The 14,949-nt window shown below is 60.2% G+C and carries 19 protein-coding genes and 1 tRNA gene; 13 read left to right on the forward strand and 7 right to left on the reverse strand.

Translation table 11 applies throughout. The features are described from left to right. Position 1 precedes the first annotated feature (1 nt). Together ACQ4WR_RS11750 and gpmA are read right to left on the reverse strand one after the other, a co-directional pair. Positions 2–1,465: a murein hydrolase activator EnvC family protein gene (locus tag ACQ4WR_RS11750; RefSeq protein ID WP_436487835.1), complete on the reverse strand. Its 1,464-nt coding sequence runs from the start codon at positions 1,463–1,465 to the stop codon at positions 2–4. 77 nt (positions 1,466–1,542) lie between these two features. Beyond that, the gene (gene gpmA / locus ACQ4WR_RS11755) at positions 1,543–2,289 is read right to left on the reverse strand and encodes a 2,3-diphosphoglycerate-dependent phosphoglycerate mutase (protein WP_034753030.1); all 747 of its coding nucleotides are present in this window, start codon (positions 2,287–2,289) and stop codon (positions 1,543–1,545) included. 106 nt (positions 2,290–2,395) lie between these two features. Between gpmA and ACQ4WR_RS11760 the strand changes: the two genes are divergently transcribed. The 5 genes from ACQ4WR_RS11760 (at position 2,396) to ACQ4WR_RS11780 (ending at position 5,517) form a co-directional block, all read left to right on the forward strand. Continuing rightward, a complete protein-coding gene (locus tag ACQ4WR_RS11760; RefSeq protein ID WP_102297236.1) occupies positions 2,396–2,812 on the forward strand; it encodes a rhodanese-like domain-containing protein in 417 nt (138 codons plus the stop codon). A 27-nt stretch (positions 2,813–2,839) separates the two neighbouring features. Next, positions 2,840–3,106 carry a glutaredoxin 3 gene (grxC, locus tag ACQ4WR_RS11765; RefSeq protein ID WP_034753025.1) on the forward strand — a complete coding sequence of 89 codons (267 nt, stop codon included), beginning with the start codon at positions 2,840–2,842 and terminating at the stop codon, positions 3,104–3,106. A gap of 160 nt (positions 3,107–3,266) precedes the next feature. Next, complete coding sequence (secB, locus tag ACQ4WR_RS11770; RefSeq protein WP_034783580.1) at positions 3,267–3,740, forward strand: protein-export chaperone SecB; 474 nt, start codon at positions 3,267–3,269, stop codon at positions 3,738–3,740. Positions 3,741–3,922: 182 nt separating this feature from the next. After that, positions 3,923–4,384: an SH3 domain-containing protein gene (locus ACQ4WR_RS11775; RefSeq protein ID WP_102297233.1), complete on the forward strand. Its 462-nt coding sequence runs from the start codon at positions 3,923–3,925 to the stop codon at positions 4,382–4,384. A gap of 68 nt (positions 4,385–4,452) precedes the next feature. Then, complete coding sequence (locus ACQ4WR_RS11780) at positions 4,453–5,517, forward strand: NAD(P)H-dependent glycerol-3-phosphate dehydrogenase (protein WP_436487399.1); 1,065 nt, start codon at positions 4,453–4,455, stop codon at positions 5,515–5,517. Between the two features lie 14 nt (positions 5,518–5,531). On the opposite strand, the gene ACQ4WR_RS11785 is transcribed toward ACQ4WR_RS11780, so the two are convergent. The 4 genes from ACQ4WR_RS11785 to mscL are packed head-to-tail and all read right to left on the reverse strand — an operon-like array spanning position 5,532 to position 8,261. Then, entirely contained in the window at positions 5,532–5,873 is a 342-nt protein-coding gene (locus ACQ4WR_RS11785) for a cupin domain-containing protein (protein ID WP_102297228.1), read from the reverse strand. 18 nt (positions 5,874–5,891) lie between these two features. Beyond that, the gene (locus ACQ4WR_RS11790; RefSeq protein ID WP_102297226.1) at positions 5,892–6,590 is read right to left on the reverse strand and encodes a DUF2461 domain-containing protein; all 699 of its coding nucleotides are present in this window, start codon (positions 6,588–6,590) and stop codon (positions 5,892–5,894) included. Positions 6,591–6,611: 21 nt separating this feature from the next. Continuing rightward, a complete protein-coding gene (locus ACQ4WR_RS11795; protein ID WP_436487401.1) occupies positions 6,612–7,769 on the reverse strand; it encodes a Do family serine endopeptidase in 1,158 nt (385 codons plus the stop codon). Between the two features lie 42 nt (positions 7,770–7,811). Then, complete coding sequence (gene mscL, locus ACQ4WR_RS11800) at positions 7,812–8,261, reverse strand: large conductance mechanosensitive channel protein MscL (RefSeq protein WP_436487403.1); 450 nt, start codon at positions 8,259–8,261, stop codon at positions 7,812–7,814. Positions 8,262–8,675: 414 nt separating this feature from the next. Between mscL and petA the strand changes: the two genes are divergently transcribed. The 7 genes from petA to ACQ4WR_RS11835 all read left to right on the forward strand — a co-directional run bounded on the left by petA (position 8,676) and on the right by ACQ4WR_RS11835 (position 13,901). Next, on the forward strand, positions 8,676–9,284 hold the full coding sequence (gene petA / locus ACQ4WR_RS11805) for a ubiquinol-cytochrome c reductase iron-sulfur subunit (RefSeq protein ID WP_102297219.1): 609 nt from the start codon (positions 8,676–8,678) through the stop codon (positions 9,282–9,284). 2 nt (positions 9,285–9,286) lie between these two features. After that, positions 9,287–10,699 carry a cytochrome b gene (locus tag ACQ4WR_RS11810; protein ID WP_102297216.1) on the forward strand — a complete coding sequence of 471 codons (1,413 nt, stop codon included), beginning with the start codon at positions 9,287–9,289 and terminating at the stop codon, positions 10,697–10,699. A 36-nt stretch (positions 10,700–10,735) separates the two neighbouring features. Further along, complete coding sequence (locus tag ACQ4WR_RS11815) at positions 10,736–11,500, forward strand: cytochrome c1 (protein WP_102297213.1); 765 nt, start codon at positions 10,736–10,738, stop codon at positions 11,498–11,500. 120 nt (positions 11,501–11,620) lie between these two features. Then, positions 11,621–12,232, forward strand: a complete 612-nt coding sequence (locus ACQ4WR_RS11820) for a glutathione S-transferase N-terminal domain-containing protein (protein ID WP_010394154.1) — start codon at positions 11,621–11,623, stop codon at positions 12,230–12,232. A gap of 226 nt (positions 12,233–12,458) precedes the next feature. After that, positions 12,459–12,971, forward strand: a complete 513-nt coding sequence (locus ACQ4WR_RS11825) for a ClpXP protease specificity-enhancing factor (protein WP_102297212.1) — start codon at positions 12,459–12,461, stop codon at positions 12,969–12,971. 26 nt (positions 12,972–12,997) lie between these two features. Then, positions 12,998–13,073 (forward strand) — tRNA-Thr (locus ACQ4WR_RS11830). A 192-nt stretch (positions 13,074–13,265) separates the two neighbouring features. Continuing rightward, the gene (locus ACQ4WR_RS11835; RefSeq protein ID WP_436487406.1) at positions 13,266–13,901 is read left to right on the forward strand and encodes a hypothetical protein; all 636 of its coding nucleotides are present in this window, start codon (positions 13,266–13,268) and stop codon (positions 13,899–13,901) included. A 118-nt stretch (positions 13,902–14,019) separates the two neighbouring features. Here ACQ4WR_RS11835 and ACQ4WR_RS11840 read toward each other — a convergent pair whose 3' ends face one another. After that, complete coding sequence (locus tag ACQ4WR_RS11840) at positions 14,020–14,328, reverse strand: hypothetical protein (RefSeq protein WP_102297206.1); 309 nt, start codon at positions 14,326–14,328, stop codon at positions 14,020–14,022. Positions 14,329–14,488: 160 nt separating this feature from the next. On the opposite strand from ACQ4WR_RS11840, the gene ACQ4WR_RS11845 reads away from it, so the two are divergent. Beyond that, positions 14,489–14,863, forward strand: a complete 375-nt coding sequence (locus tag ACQ4WR_RS11845) for a hypothetical protein (RefSeq protein ID WP_436487408.1) — start codon at positions 14,489–14,491, stop codon at positions 14,861–14,863. Positions 14,864–14,949: the final 86 nt, after the last annotated feature.

Raw genomic sequence — 14,949 nt, forward strand, 5'->3', positions numbered from 1 at the left:
CTTAAAACTTCACCCAGGTGGCTGGATCGAAGGCGCGGCCCTGATGACGCAGTTCAAAGTATAGCCCTGATTCCTCGTTGCCGCCGCTGTTGCCCGCGCTGGCAATGGCGTCGCCTCCCTTGACGGCGTCGCCGACGCGTTTCAGCAAGGATTGGTTATTGCCATAAATACTCATGTACTGGCCGCCATGGTCGACGATGATCAAATTGCCGAAACCGCGCAGCCAGTCGGAAAACACGACACGGCCGCCAGCGATGGCGTGGATTTCGCTGCCTTCGCCCGTGCGGATGAACACGCCCTTCCAGCTGGGGCCGTCACCGCGCTTGCTGCCGAAGCGGGCGGCGATCTTGCCCGCCACGGGCGCGCGCAATTGCCCTTTCAGACTGGCAAAGGCGCCGGCCGGCGCGGCCGGGCCCAGGCTCGGGCGTTCCGGCTCCGGTTCCGGCTTCGGTTCCGGTTTCGGCGTCACCTTGGCCACCTGCGGCGGCTCGTCGTCATCGATGGGTTCGAGCTTCACGGGCGGCGGCGGTGGTGTCTGCGGCTTGATCTTGCCGGATTTGTTCTGTTGCTCTTTGGCAATGCGCTCGCGCTCGGCCTGCGCCTGGGCGGCCTTGGCACGCGCGGCCAGCAGGCGTTCGCGTTTTTCCGCGGCAATCTTGGCGTCGGCGGCCGCTTTCGCGGCGGCGCGCTGCTCGGCCAGCAATTGCTGGCGTTTCTTTTCCGCCGCGGCGGCGGCGGCCTGCTCTTCGATCAGCTTGGCCAGCTTGTCGACCAGGTGGCCCATGCGCTGTTCATCGCGCTCGACATTGCCCGCTTCCTTGCGCTGCGCCACCAGGCGCTGCGACAAACTCGTCAGCAAGGCGGCGCGGCGCGCCTTTTCCTGCACCAGCAGGGCCTTCTGTTCGCGCTCTTCCTGCGCGATCTCTTCCAGCTCATCCTTGGCGTTCTGCACGTCCGCCTGGTTTTTCTCCACGGCCAGCAAGTTGGCGCGCAAGGCTTCCAGCAGGCGCGCCTGCGCCTGCGACACGTAGGCCATGAATTGCAGGTCGCGGTTGATGCGGTTCGGGTTGTCGCCGGACAAGAGCAGCTTGATGCGGTCTTCGTTGCCGGCCACGTATTGTTCACGCAGCAGCTTGGACAGCTGCGCCTTCTGCTTGTCGACCGTGGCCGTCAGCTGCTGGTGCTCCTGCCCCAGCGCCGTCAGTTTCACGCCCGTCTCGCTTTGCTCCTGCGCCAGGTCGCGCAAGGCGCGGTTGGCGTTGGAAATGGCCTCTTCCGACTCGGCCAGGGTGTCGGCCGCGTCGTCCTTGGCACTTTCCGTGCGGCTGATGTCGCGCTTGAGCGCCGTCAGCTTTTGTTGCAATCCGGCGCGTTGTGCTTCCGCGGCCGCCTTCTGCTTGCTGCGTTCGGTGGGTTTGGCGCCCTGCGCGTAGCTGCTCGACAACAGCAGCGCCGCGCACAGCAGGGCAGCGGCGCGCCACGCCGGCAGGGGTCGTTCAGCAGAGGGGGCGATGGCTGTGCCGCGGATGAGAGACGACAAAGTTACTTGGCCTTCCCTTGGTTCGCCACGGCAGCCTGGGCTGCCGCAATCGCTGCCGGGTCGCCCAGGTAGTAATGGCGGATCGGTTTCAGGTCGGCGTCCAGTTCGTACACGAGCGGCTGGCCGTTCGGGATGTTCAGGCCGACGATGTCGCTGTCGCTGATGCCGTCCAGCATCTTGATCAAGGCGCGCAGGCTGTTGCCGTGGGCCGAAATGATGATCTTCTTGCCAGCGCGGATGGCCGGGGCGATTTCTTCGTCCCAGGCCGGCATCACGCGCGCCACGGTGTCTTTCAGGCATTCGGTCAGCGGAATCGACGCCTTCGGCAGGCCCGCGTAGCGCGGGTCGTTGAACGAGGCGCGGTCGTCATCTTCCGCCAGCGGCGGCGGCGGCGTGTCGTAGCTGCGGCGCCATACCAATACTTGCTCGTCGCCATACTTGGCGGCCGTCTCGCCCTTGTCCAGTCCTTGCAGGGCGCCGTAGTGGCGCTCGTTCAAACGCCAGTCGTTCTTGATCGGCAGATACATCATGTCCATTTCGTCGAGCGCCAGCCACAGGGTGCGGATGGCGCGCTTCAGGACGGAAGTGTAGGCCACGTCAAACGTAAAACCTTCCTGCTTGAGGATCTGGCCGGCGGCCTTGGCTTCGTTGACGCCCTTTTCCGTCAGATCGACGTCGGTCCAGCCGGTGAAGCGGTTATCGAGGTTCCAGGTGGACTCGCCGTGACGCATGAAAACGATTTTGTACATAGTTCTATCTTCTCAAGGGGTTCAAATCAAAAAAGCAAAACGTAAAAAGACCTCGTCCAGCTTCTATTTTATAATGCGCGGATTGACTTAAACCATTGGACCCTACGTGAAATTCATTATCGACCACATTTTTCTGTTTGCCATCGTCATTATTTCCGGCGGCGCCCTCCTCTGGCCACTGCTGTCGATGCGCGGCAAGCGCGCGACCGTGCTGGAAGTCACGCAACTGATCAACCGTGGCAAGACCGTCATCGTCGACGTGCGCAGTGCGGAAGAATTCGCCACGGGCCACTTGCCTGAGGCGAAAAACATTCCGCTGCCGGAACTGGCAAAACGCCTGGGCGAGCTGGAAAAATTCAAAACGCGCCCCATTGTAGTGGTTTGCCAGAAAGGTTCGCGCTCGGCTACGGCCGTCGGCCTGCTGGGCAAAGCTGGTTTCGCTGAGGCAACGAGCCTGGAAGGCGGCCTCGACGAATGGAAAAAGCAGGGTTTGCCATTGAAGACCTTGTCGCTGGCGAAGTAAGCCGGCACTTAACTGGAAGGAATCATCATGACTGTCCCCGTAATTGTGTATAGCACCGCCGTGTGCCCGTATTGCGTGCGCGCCGAGCGCCTGCTGGAATCGAAGGGCGTGGCCGTGCAAAAGATCCGCGTCGACCTCGATCCGGAAGAGCGCATCAAGATGATGGAACGCACGGGCCGCCGCACGGTGCCGCAGATCTATGTGGGCGATACCCACGTCGGTGGTTTCGACGATTTGTATGCGCTGGATCAAGCCGGCAAGCTGGACCCCTTGTTAAACGGCACAGCAGCCTGATATAAAGCGGGTTCGAGAAATTGCTTGGTTTTTTGTCGTATTGTTTTGATACAATTGCCCTCGCACCTGATCTGGCCGTGCCTATCCGGCACGGTTAACATACCGCAAGCACCATATTTGAACGGTGTGCCGTTCTTGTCCTTTACAACGAAAGCGTTCCATGTCTGACGAAAATCTGCAACCAGTCTTCCAAATCCAACGCGTCTACCTGAAAGACATGTCGCTGGAACAACCAAATTCCCCAGCTATTTTCCTGGAACAAGAAGCGCCAGCGATCGAAGTTGCTCTGGACGTGGGCGCCGCGCCTTTGGCCGACGGCATCTTTGAAGCCACCGTGACCATCACTGTGACCGCCAAAGTCGGTGAAAAAGTCGCTTTCCTGGTTGAAGGCAAGCAAGCTGGTATTTTCGAAGCGCGCAACATTCCTGCGGATCAACTCGATCCACTGCTGGGAATCGGCTGCCCGAACATCATCTACCCTTACCTGCGCGCCAACATCGCCGACGTGATCACCCGTGCCGGCTTCCCGCCAGTGCACCTGGCCGAGATCAACTTCGAAGTGTTCTACCAACAACGTCTGCAAGCTATTGCTGACGCCGCTGCAGCAGCGCCCGCAGCCAGCGAAACGCACTAAGAACATCTCACCAAACCTGCTGCGCGGCGCGCCTTGCGGCCTGTGATGCCCGCTGTGCTCTAGCACAGCTGCGCTTCTCGGCCACAATGCACTGCCGCTCGCGACGGTTTTGTGAGTGTTCTATACTGCAGGTAAGAAACGGCGGCCTGGCCGCCGTGTTTCGTTAAGGTTCAAAAAATATCATGTTGAAAAGTGCGCTCTTGAGCAAGTTCCGCTGGATGGCCGGCGCCGTGCTGCTGCTGGCGACCGCCGCCAGCCACGCTGTCGATTTCAAAACCGTGGGCGCCGCCCCCGTGATCCTGTATGACGCGCCGTCTTCCAAGGGTGGCAAGCTGTACGTGGCACCACGCGGCATGCCGCTGGAAGTCGTGCTCAGCTATGGCGACTGGGTCAAGGTACGCGACGCCAGCGGCGAAATGGCCTGGACGGAAGCCAAGGGCCTGTCCGCCAAGCGCAACGTCGTGGCACGCGCCGCGAACCTCAAGGTCCGCGCCAGCCCCGACGACACGGCCTCCGCCATCCTCCTCGTCGACAAGGGCGTGCTGCTGGAAATGAGCGAGCAAGCCAGCTCCGGCTGGGTCAAGGTGCGCCACAAGGATGGCCAGAGCGGCTACGTCAAGACCAGCGAAGTGTGGGGCCTGTAAGAGCCACCAGATTCATCCGGGCGCCGGCCCTGCCGCCGCGCCCGTTTCACCTGCCCCTTTGAGGTCGCATGCAAGTTTCCCCTGAAGTCACCCCCGAGTCCATTCCTGGCGCCCAGGCCGCCCCGCGCCCGATCACCGTGCTGGGCGCTGGCGCCTGGGGCACGGCCGTGGCCATGGCCCTGGCTGGCCGCCACGATGTGCTGCTGTGGGGCCGCAACGGCGACGCCATGGCCGCCATGGCCGCCAGCGGCGAAAACAGCTATTTGCCAGGTTTCACATTACCGCCGCAATTGCGCATCAGCGCCGATTTCAACGCCGCCGTGGCGCATGCCGGCGGCGAACACGGCCTGCTGATCGCCGCCTGCCCCGTGGCAGGCTTGCGGCCGATGCTGCATCAGCTGAAAGATCAGCTGAAAGACAAGGCCATTACCAGCCTCGTGTGGCTGTGCAAGGGTTTTGAAGGCGGCACGGGCATGCTGCCGCACCAGATCGTGCAGGAAGTGCTGGGCGACACGGTCGCCGGCGGCGCCCTGTCCGGTCCCTCGTTCGCGCAGGAAGTGGCGCGCGGCTTGCCGTGCGCACTGACCATTGCCTCGCTGGACAGCGCCTTGCGCGCCAAGGTCGTCTCGGCCTTGCATGGCGGCACCATCCGCGTGTATGCGAGCGAAGACCTGGTGGGCGTGGAAGTGGGCGGCGCCGTCAAGAATGTGCTGGCGATCGCCACCGGCGTGGCCGACGGCCTGGGCCTGGGCTTGAATGCGCGCGCCGCACTGATCACGCGCGGCCTGGCGGAAATTACGCGCCTGGGCACGGCCTTGGGTGGCCAGACGGAAACCTTCATGGGCCTGACGGGCATGGGCGATTTGATCCTGACCTGCACGGGCGACCTGTCGCGCAACCGGCGCGTCGGCCTGGGCCTGGCGCAAGGCAAGGCGCTCGACACCATCGTGGCCGAACTGGGCCATGTGGCCGAAGGCGTGCCGTGCGCCAAGGCCGTGCGTGAACTGGCGCGCTGCATGGGCGTCGAGATGCCCATCACGAATGCCGTGGCCGGCGTACTGTTCGATGGGGATTTGCCGCAGGTGATGGTGCAGCAGCTGCTGTCGCGCGATCCGCGCGCCGAGGCGGCCTGATCCGCCGGGGAAAGCTAGCGCCCCGCCTTGGCCATCAATATCGTCAGCAGCAACAGACTGTCCTCTTGCGCTTCCAGCGCATGCGCCTGGCCGCCGTGCAGGTACAGCATCTGCCCCGGCCCCAGCACTTGCACACCGCCATGCGCGTCCACCGCCACCTGGCCTTGCAGGCACAGCAAGGTGATCTCGCCGAGCACGTGATGCTCGGGCATGGTCTTGCCCTTGGGCATGCACATGCGGATCAATTCCAGTTCATCCGTCTTGGCCAGGGCGATGGCGGAAAACTGCGACAGATCTTCCCCCGCCGCCCCCTGCACGTCGATCACTTGGCCCGATGCCGCATGTGCTAATGCCATTGCGCTCTCCCTTTAAGATCAGGCGGCGTCTTGCGCCGCTTCCGCTTCCTGCGCACCGCGCATCCACTCGACCAGCGGCCACGCATCCTTCAAGCCTTCGGCCAGCGCCGGCAGCAACTGTTCCGGCGCATTCACGGGCAACGGCACTTCGGTCCAGACAAAAAAGCTTTTCAGCTTGATGAACTCGATGTGTTCCGCGTCCGCGTCAAAGCCCTTGGGCGGGCGCTGCAGCTTGCCCTCGTTCTGGATGGTGCCGTAGCGCGCCTTTAAACGCTTATTTTTCAGCACTTTGGAAAACCCTGGCGCATCGTTGAGCATATGCTCGCGCAGCGCTTTTAATCGTCCCGGCGGCGGCATGTATTCGCCGGCGCCGAACAGCAAGTTGCCTTGGCCATCGATCTGCAGATAATACGTGGGGCCACCCGCCTTGCTGGGACGGCGCATGTCGTTCGGCGCGATGGCGGCGGAAAAGCGCGTTTTATACGGGCTTTTATCGTGCGCAAAGCGCACGTCGCGGTTGATGCGGAACAGGGCCTTCTTCGGATTGCAGTATTTGACGGCCGGGTCAAACTTGCCCAGTTCGCCAATCAAGGCCGTCACCAGCGCGAGGAATTCCTCGCGCAGGATGTCGTAGCGGGGCTTGTTCATCACAAACCAGGGACGGTTATTGTTGTCGCTCAGTTCACGTAAAAATTGGGTCAAGTCACGCACATGCATGTGTCAGCTTCCGATCAGCAACTATTTGGAAAGCTCTTTCGGGATAGGGCGCTTGCCCACCACCACGTCGAGCGCCGCTTCGCGATTCTTGCGCAGCACCGTCATTTTAGCTTTTCCGCCGGGTGGCAGTTGGGCGATCAGATTGAGCATTTCCGTCGTGTCGCCGACGGGCTTGCCATCGACGGTCAGCAGGATGTCGCCGGGCACGATGCCGGCCTTGTCGGCCGGGCCGTTGCGCACCACGCCGGCGATGATGGCGCCGCTGGTACGCTGCAGGCCGAAGCTTTGCGCCAGCTCGGGCGTGATGTCCTGCGTTTCCACGCCGATCCAGCCGCGCACCACGTGACCATCCTTGATGATGGCTTCCATCACCGTCTTGGCCGTCGAGACGGGAATGGCGAAGCCGATGCCGACGGAGCCGCCGCTTTGCGAATAGATGGCCGTATTAATGCCGATCAGGTTGCCGCGCGTATCGACCAGGGCGCCGCCCGAATTGCCGAAGTTGATGGCCGCATCCGTCTGGATGAAGTTTTCAAAACTGTTGATGTGCAGATTGTTGCGGCCCAGCGCGGAGATGATGCCCATGGTCACTGTCTGGCCCACGCCGAACGGGTTGCCGATGGCCAGCACGACGTCGCCCACGCGCGCCAGTTCCGACTGGCCCAGCACGATGACGGGCAGCTTGTCGAGGTCGATCTTGATGACGGCCAGGTCCGTTTCCGGGTCCAGGCCGACGATCTTGGCTGGCGCCTTGCGGCCATCCGTCAGCACCACTTCGATTTCGTCGGCGCCTTCGACCACATGGTTATTCGTCAGAATGTAGCCTTCATGGCTGACGATGACGCCCGAGCCGAGGCTGTTGCGCAGGTCGTCGTCGTCGAGACCGGGATCGCGGTCGCCGAAGAAGCGCTTGAAGAAGGGGTCGCGCGCCAGCGGATGGGCGCCGCGCTTGGGTACCTGCATGGTAAGGATATTGACGACGGCGGGCATGGCGCGCGCCGCCGCGTCGCGGTAGGAGCCGGGCGCCAGGCTGCTGGACGCCGTTTCCACCACGGGCACCGGCTTCGCTGGCGAACCCAGCTGCTGTACCCGGCTGGCCGGGCGCAGCGCGCCATACACAAAGTACAGCGCCAACGCGATGGTCACGGTTTGCGCAAACAACAACCAAAATCGTCGCATAAGGCTCTCTGTCCAGGTCAGCCGGCCCGGTGCCGGTCCGGCTTATTTTGCCAGATCGTTGCTTTTCTGTCCGTTCTTCTGCAGAGAGTCGCGAATTTCACGCAGCAGCACGATGTCTTCCGGCGTGGCCGGAGCGACGGCCGGTGCTTCCGGCTGGGCGCGGCGGGCCTTGTTCATCAGGCGCACCATCTGGAAGATGATGAAGGCGAGAATGATGAAGTTGAGCAAAATGGTGAGGAAGTTACCGTAGGCCAGCACGGCGCCCGCCTTCTTCGCTTCCACCAGGGTCATGGTCGTGGCCTGGCCATTCAGGGGCAGGTAGTAATTGGCGAAATCGAGGCCGCCGAAAATGCGGCCGATGGGCGGCATGATCACGTCTTGCACCAGGGAATCGACAATCTTGCCGAAGGCGCCACCGATAATGACACCGACCGCCAGATCGACGACGTTGCCCTTCATTGCAAATTCTTTAAATTCTTGCATCATTGCCATGAATTATTCTCCTTCGGATGTATATAAAAACATGCCGATCATACTATTGATTCCCATCGTCACCAACTTGCGGTTGCGGACGCGGGCCATTCTGGTACAGCTGCGCGCATCTAGTTCGAAAGAACTAGCCACCTCCTGCAAAAGTATATAAATTATGGTACAAGCAACGTTTTTGTTTTATTCGTTGTTTGCTTCACTTATAATTTGCGGTTGCCAGAAGCGGCTTTTTTGCTTCCGGATAATCAACAAGAAACTGGCACGGGCTGCGCCATTGGCCGAAGTTCCGCAGGGATGTTGCCACTTTACCGTACAAAGATGCGGGTTGCGGCAATCAGTGGGATAGAGCTTCGGCGACGGGTTTTTCGCGGCTGCCACTCATAATAAAGATTCGCATTTTGACTGATTGGGGTTTGCATGAGTAACGAAAAGCAGGTCGATTCAGGCCGTCGCGGCTTGCTCGTCGCCACGTGCGCGGCGGGCAGTGTAGTTGGATTGGCAACCGCGGGAGCCTTGGTAAGCACCTTCCAGCCGTCGGAGCGCGCGAAAGCGGCTGGCGCGCCGGTCGAAGTAGACATCACCACCTTGCAACCGGGCGAAATGCGCACCGTCGAATGGCGCGGCAAGCCGGTCTGGATCCTCAAGCGCACGCCGGAAATGATCGCGTCGCTGAAAAAAACCGACGACAAGGTCGCCGACGCCGACTCCCAGCGCAACCCCGCCGAATTCACCCCCGAATACTGCATGAACGAGGCGCGCTCCATCAAGCCCGAAATCCTCGTCGCCGTCGGCATCTGCACCCACCTGGGCTGCTCCCCTTCCTCGAAATTTACCCCTGGCCCGCAACCGTCCCTGCCCGATGACTGGGAAGGCGGCTTCCTGTGCCCTTGCCACGGCTCCACCTTCGACATGGCTGGCCGCGTGTTCAAGAACAAGCCGGCGCCGGACAACCTGCAAGTGCCGCGCCATATGTATCTGAGCGACACCAAACTGCTGATAGGTAAAGACGAGAAAGGCGAGGCTTGATCATGGCTGCTTTCAAAGAAACGAAATTTCCTGCCGATGCACCTGTCGCCGAAAAAGCCCTGGGCTGGGTGGATGACCGCTTTCCCCTGACCAAGCTGTGGAATGACCAGTGGGGCAAGTACTACGCACCGAAAAACTTCAATTTCTGGTACATCTTCGGCTCGCTGGCCATGCTGGTGCTGGTCTTGCAGATCGTTACCGGCATCTTCCTGACCATGCACTACAAACCGGATGCGGCCCTGGCCTTCAACTCCGTCGAGTACATCATGCGCGAAGTACCGTGGGGCTGGCTGGTGCGCTACATGCACTCGACGGGCGCCTCGGCCTTCTTCATCATCGTCTACCTGCACATGACGCGCGGCCTGCTGTACGGCTCCTACCGCAAGCCACGTGAACTGATCTGGCTGTTCGGTTTCGCCATCTTCCTGTGCCTGATGGCCGAAGCGTTCTTCGGCTACCTGCTGCCATGGGGCCAGATGTCGTACTGGGGCGCGCAAGTGATCGTCAACCTGTTTGGCGCCATCCCCTTCATCGGCCCTGACCTGTCGCTGTGGATCCGCGGCGACTACGTCGTTTCCGACGCAACCCTGAACCGCTTCTTCGCCTTCCACGTGATCGCCATCCCGCTGGTTCTGCTGGGCCTGGTTGCAGCGCACTTGATCGCCCTGCATGAAGTCGGTTCGAGCAATCCGGACGGCATCGAAGTGAAAGAAAACCTGGGCGCCGACGGCCACCCGCTCGATTCGATCCCGTCGCACCCGTACTACACGGTGCACGACCTGTTCGGCGTATCGATCTTCCTCGTCATTTTCAGCGCCGTCGTCTTCTTCGCGCCGGAAATGGGCGGTTACTTCCTGGAATACAACAACTTCCTGCCAGGCGACTCGCTGAAGACCCCGCTGCACATCGCGCCGACCTGGTACTTCACGCCGTTCTACTCGGTGCTGCGCGCCACCACGGCCGACTTCATGTACGTGCTGATGGCTGTCGTGGCCGCCTACGTGGTGTTCATCTGGCTCAAGTCGCGCCTGTCGACGACGGTCAAGTCCATCATCGCCGCCATCGCCATCGTCGCCATCATCGGCATGCTGCCGCAAGTGCTGGACGCGAAATTCTGGGGCGTGGTGTTCTTTGGCGGTTCCGTGGTGATCCTGGCCTTCCTGCCATGGCTGGATCATTCGCCCGTGAAATCGATCCGCTACCGTCCGACCTGGCATAAATACATCTATGCCATCTTCGGCCTGTCGTTCCTGGTGCTGGGCTACCTCGGCACCCAGGCGCCTACGGATGCGAAAACCATCGTGTCGCAAGTGTGCACCCTGATTTACTTCAGCTTCTTCCTGCTGATGCCATGGTGGAGTGCAATGGGCAAGTTCAAGACCGTGCCGTCGCGTGTGACGTTTCACCCGCACTAAGCCGATCCCACGCCACGCTCAAAGGACATACATCATATGAAGATTGCAAAAAAACTGCTCGCCATCCTGGCACTCGTGCCCGCCATGGCTCTCGCCAGCGAAGGCGGCTTCCCGCTGGAGAAGGCGCCTGACCGCCAGACCAACATGGCAGCGCTGCAACACGGCGCCAAATTGTTCGTCAACTATTGCCTGAATTGCCACTCTGCCGTGTCGATGCGCTACAACCGCCTGCGCGACCTGGGTTTGACGGAAGACCAGATCAAGCAGAATTTGTTGTTCACAAGTGATAAAGTAGGCGACCTGATGACAACTTCGCTGGCGCCGCAGGATGCCAAGGCGTTCTTTGGCGTCGTACCGCCGGATTTGTCGGTAATTTCGCGCGCGAAATCATCTTCCGCTGGCACAGGCGGCGACTACCTGTATACTTACCTGCGTACGTTCTATAAAGACGACACGCGCCCGACCGGCTGGAACAATATGGTCGTGCCGAATGTTGCCATGCCGCATGTGTTATGGGAGTTGCAAGGTATCCAGACTGCCAAGTTCGTGGAAGAGACTGATCCGCACGACGCGGGCAAGAAAATCCACAAATTTGTCGGCTTCGAGCAAGTCAAGCCAGGCACGTTGAACAAGATCGAGTATGACACTGCGGTAGCCGACCTGGTCGGCTACATGGAGTGGATGGCCGAACCGGCACAGCAGACACGCAAACGCCTGGGCGTGTGGGTATTGCTGTTCCTGTCGGTCTTTGCTCTGCTGGCATGGCGCTTGAATGCGTCGTTCTGGAAGGAAGTCAAATAAGTGAGGCGCCGGCCATAGGCCGGTTTATGCCTGTTTCTGCGTTGTCCGCATGAGTGGACAAGCGACCTGGGGTGAGCCGTTCGCGGCTTCACCCCCTTTGTTTCTAAGGAACTATAAAAAATGATGGTTCTCTATTCGGGTACAACCTGCCCATTTTCGCAACGCTGCCGCCTGGTCCTGTTTGAAAAAGGCATGGACTTCGAAGTGCGCGACGTCGACCTGTTCAACAAGCCGGAAGACATTTCGACCATGAACCCGTACGGCCAGGTGCCTATCCTGGTCGAGCGCGAACTGATCCTGTATGAATCGAACATCATCAACGAGTACATCGATGAGCGCTTCCCGCATCCGCAACTGATGCCGGCCGATCCGCTGATGCGTGCCCGCGCGCGCCTGATGCTGTTCAATTTCGAAAAAGAACTGTTCGTGCACGTGCACGTGCTGGAAAGCGAACGCGCCAAGAGCAACGACAAGGCGCACGACAAGGCGCGCGCGGAAATCCGCGACCGCCTGACGACGCTGGCACCGTTGTTCCTGAAAAACAAGTACATGCTGGGCGACGAATTCTCGATGCTCGACGTGGCTGTCGCGCCGCTGCTGTGGCGCCTGGACCACTACGGCATCGAACTGTCGAAGACAGCTGCACCGCTGATGAAATACGCCGAACGCATCTTCTCGCGTCCTGCCTATATCGAAGCACTGACCCCTTCCGAAAAGGTCATGCGCCGCTAAGATATCCCCATAAAGCTCGCGCAGCCCGCTCTCGACTTGGCGTTACTCGCCGTACCAAAGTACGGCTGCGTTACTGAAGCCGATATCGGGCTTGCCCGCGACGCTTTCTGGGGCATCTTGGGCCAACTATGATTCTTTGTTTTGTATTGAGCTAGTTGCCCTATCGCCTCATTGAATTACCGGTGCGCCCGCCTTGCGGGGGCGCTCCCGCCTCACAGTGCCTACCATGTCTGAAATCTCAACCAAACCTTATATGCTGCGCGCCATCTACGAGTGGTGCACCGACAGCGGCTACACGCCTTATCTCGCGGTCAAAGTCGATTCGCGCACCACGGTACCGATGGAATACGTGAAAAAGGGCGAGATCGTGCTCAACATCAGCTTCGGCGCCACCAGTGGCCTGAAGATGGACAACGACGCCATCCGCTTCCACGCCCGCTTTGGCGGCGTCTCGCGTGAAATCTACGTGCCGGTCGACAACGTGATGGCCATCTACGCCAACGAAAACGGCCAGGGCATGGCCTTCGAGCCTGTGCTGGGCAACGATGATCCCGACGCGCAACCAACGGACAGCCCGGCCTCTGCAGACGTGCCGCCGCCAGCAATCGCCCCGGCCGCCAGCGCCCCGACCCTGTCGTCCGTGCCCACCGGTTCCCCGGAACAACGCGACGCGGCGACCCCAGGCGACGACGAGCCACCAAAAAAAGGCGGCCGCCCGACCCTGACACGCATTAAATAGCGTATAATTCGCAACGCGCAGTTTTTGCCGACTTAGCTCATTTGGTAGAGCAGTTGATTTGTAATCATCAGGTGGCCAGTTCGAAACCGGCAGTCGGCACCAGAATTTTAGTAGGAAATCAAAGGGTTACCCGCTTCGGCCGGTAGCCCTTTTTTCTTTTCCCGCCGCGCCCATCCACCACAACATACTCCGCGCAGACAGCTGGCCAATCAGGCGGCGTTTCTGCCACCCGCCAGCGCTGAAAATAAACACAGGCCGTCAAAGATAAATAATTTTATTTAGGCAATATATTGGGTGCTTGCGCTACACTTCACGCCATTCACTTCTTTATATGGTTTATTAATGACTCGTCGATTATTCACGGCCGTTGTTGCTGGCGCTCTGCTGTTGACCGGATGCCTTATCCCGGAACGTTTTAATGCCAAGGCCATATTCCAGCCGGATGGCACTTATTCCTTTTCTTATATTGGGACAGTCGCACAACCGATGGCTGCCATGCAATTGGTGAGAGCGGGGACATTAACCGCAAAAGAAAATGAAAGCCTTGCACGCGAGACCGCGACATTCCAACGTGATCCGGACGTCAAGAAGGCCAATTATCTGGGCAATGGCCGGTATGAACTGGTGCTGGAAAGCAAGCGCAAGAAAGGCGAAGCCCTGAATGTGCTGGGTGTACTCAAGGTAGGCACGGGCAAGGATGGAATCATTACCATCGCCTCCGGCGAGCTGGACAAGAATGGCAAAAAACAATTGAGCGAAATGGGTATCAAACTCGACGGCACCCTGGAAGTCACGCTGCCAAAGAATGCCGAGGTCCTGTCACATAACGCGACGTCGACACCATCATTCTTTGGCTTATTAGGAAGCTATTCCTGGAAAATTGGCAATATCGACCAACGTCCGCTGATGAAAATTCGCCTGAAGACATAAACGGGCGCATTTACCGGAATCGTCTCCATTCAACGGCATTCTCCTGCTGGCGCATGCCCTATTCCTGCAGCCAATGCCAGGGGCTATATGTTACGGCATATGGCCCCTTTCTATTGCATTACCGCTTTTCCATTCCCCGGCTCTCCAGCCACTCCCGCCCGCCCCTGTCAAGCGCGGCCTCGATCACCTTTTCCGGCAGGCTGTAGACGGTCGCCCAGCTGGCGCGGCCATCCTGCGTATTCGCAGGAAAGCTGTGAGTCTCGATCGGCCAGTGGTATTTGCGTTTCAGCGCCTTGACGATGGCGGCCAGGGAGACGCGGCCTTGCAGCGGTTCGGCGCCGGACTGGTCGCGGTTCGACAGCAGCACGGCCAGGACCTGGCCGCGGCCCGTGCGTGCGCCGGGGAAGGTGGGGGTTTTGTTTGCCATCGCCTATTCTAACGGTCCGCAGGGAATCGGCAACGAGACGCGCACCTTTGAGATAACGCAAACGCCGATCGCGCACGGCGGCCAGGATAGGGATTTCGCCAGGCGTGCCAGCGCCCCTCCGGCAGCCTGGGCCTTTCATCACGGGGCACAGGAGAGCATCATGCACAGCCTGAACATCCACGCCATGCAATGGCAGCCCGTCGCCGATATTGCCGCCGTCAATCCGCTGCAGCCGGAGGACGTGGCCTGCTTTCGCGAATTGCGCGACGTGCTGCAGCGCTACGGCGCGCTCGACCGTTTCGGCATCGCGCTGATCCACCGCCATTTCGATATCGCCGACGATGAAGAGCTGATGGAATACACGGATGCGGCGCAGCGCACCCTGACAGTAAAACCTGTCAAGAAAAGCGACATCGACTGGGCACACACGACGATTACCAACTGGAAACTGACCGAAGGGGACGCGGTCGCGCGCATCGGCTGCGGTTGCGCGCGCAATTCCGGCGGCCACCTGGGCTACCACCGCGGCACCTGAGGCCGCCGCCACCGTCCGGCAAGCGGCGTCGGCCTTTCTTACACTTTGCCTCAAACAGCTCAGTTAGCTCTACACAAGTGTTTGAT

Source organism: Janthinobacterium amylolyticum, assembly GCF_051380655.1.
Lineage (GTDB): Bacteria > Pseudomonadota > Gammaproteobacteria > Burkholderiales > Burkholderiaceae_D > Janthinobacterium.

Coding starts and splice junctions, on each gene's coding strand:
- grxC (WP_034753025.1), top strand. CDS start 2,840: ATGACTGTCCCCGTAATTGTGTATAGCACCGCCGTGTGCCCGTATTGC.
- ACQ4WR_RS11810 (WP_102297216.1), top strand. CDS start 9,287: ATGGCTGCTTTCAAAGAAACGAAATTTCCTGCCGATGCACCTGTCGCC.
- gpmA (WP_034753030.1), bottom strand. CDS start 2,289: ATGTACAAAATCGTTTTCATGCGTCACGGCGAGTCCACCTGGAACCTC.
- ACQ4WR_RS11825 (WP_102297212.1), top strand. CDS start 12,459: ATGTCTGAAATCTCAACCAAACCTTATATGCTGCGCGCCATCTACGAG.
- ACQ4WR_RS11780 (WP_436487399.1), top strand. CDS start 4,453: ATGCAAGTTTCCCCTGAAGTCACCCCCGAGTCCATTCCTGGCGCCCAG.
- ACQ4WR_RS11795 (WP_436487401.1), bottom strand. CDS start 7,769: ATGCGACGATTTTGGTTGTTGTTTGCGCAAACCGTGACCATCGCGTTG.
- ACQ4WR_RS11790 (WP_102297226.1), bottom strand. CDS start 6,590: ATGCATGTGCGTGACTTGACCCAATTTTTACGTGAACTGAGCGACAAC.
- ACQ4WR_RS11785 (WP_102297228.1), bottom strand. CDS start 5,873: ATGGCATTAGCACATGCGGCATCGGGCCAAGTGATCGACGTGCAGGGG.
- ACQ4WR_RS11840 (WP_102297206.1), bottom strand. CDS start 14,328: ATGGCAAACAAAACCCCCACCTTCCCCGGCGCACGCACGGGCCGCGGC.
- petA (WP_102297219.1), top strand. CDS start 8,676: ATGAGTAACGAAAAGCAGGTCGATTCAGGCCGTCGCGGCTTGCTCGTC.
- secB (WP_034783580.1), top strand. CDS start 3,267: ATGTCTGACGAAAATCTGCAACCAGTCTTCCAAATCCAACGCGTCTAC.
- ACQ4WR_RS11815 (WP_102297213.1), top strand. CDS start 10,736: ATGAAGATTGCAAAAAAACTGCTCGCCATCCTGGCACTCGTGCCCGCC.
- ACQ4WR_RS11845 (WP_436487408.1), top strand. CDS start 14,489: ATGCACAGCCTGAACATCCACGCCATGCAATGGCAGCCCGTCGCCGAT.
- mscL (WP_436487403.1), bottom strand. CDS start 8,261: ATGGCAATGATGCAAGAATTTAAAGAATTTGCAATGAAGGGCAACGTC.
- ACQ4WR_RS11820 (WP_010394154.1), top strand. CDS start 11,621: ATGATGGTTCTCTATTCGGGTACAACCTGCCCATTTTCGCAACGCTGC.
- ACQ4WR_RS11775 (WP_102297233.1), top strand. CDS start 3,923: ATGTTGAAAAGTGCGCTCTTGAGCAAGTTCCGCTGGATGGCCGGCGCC.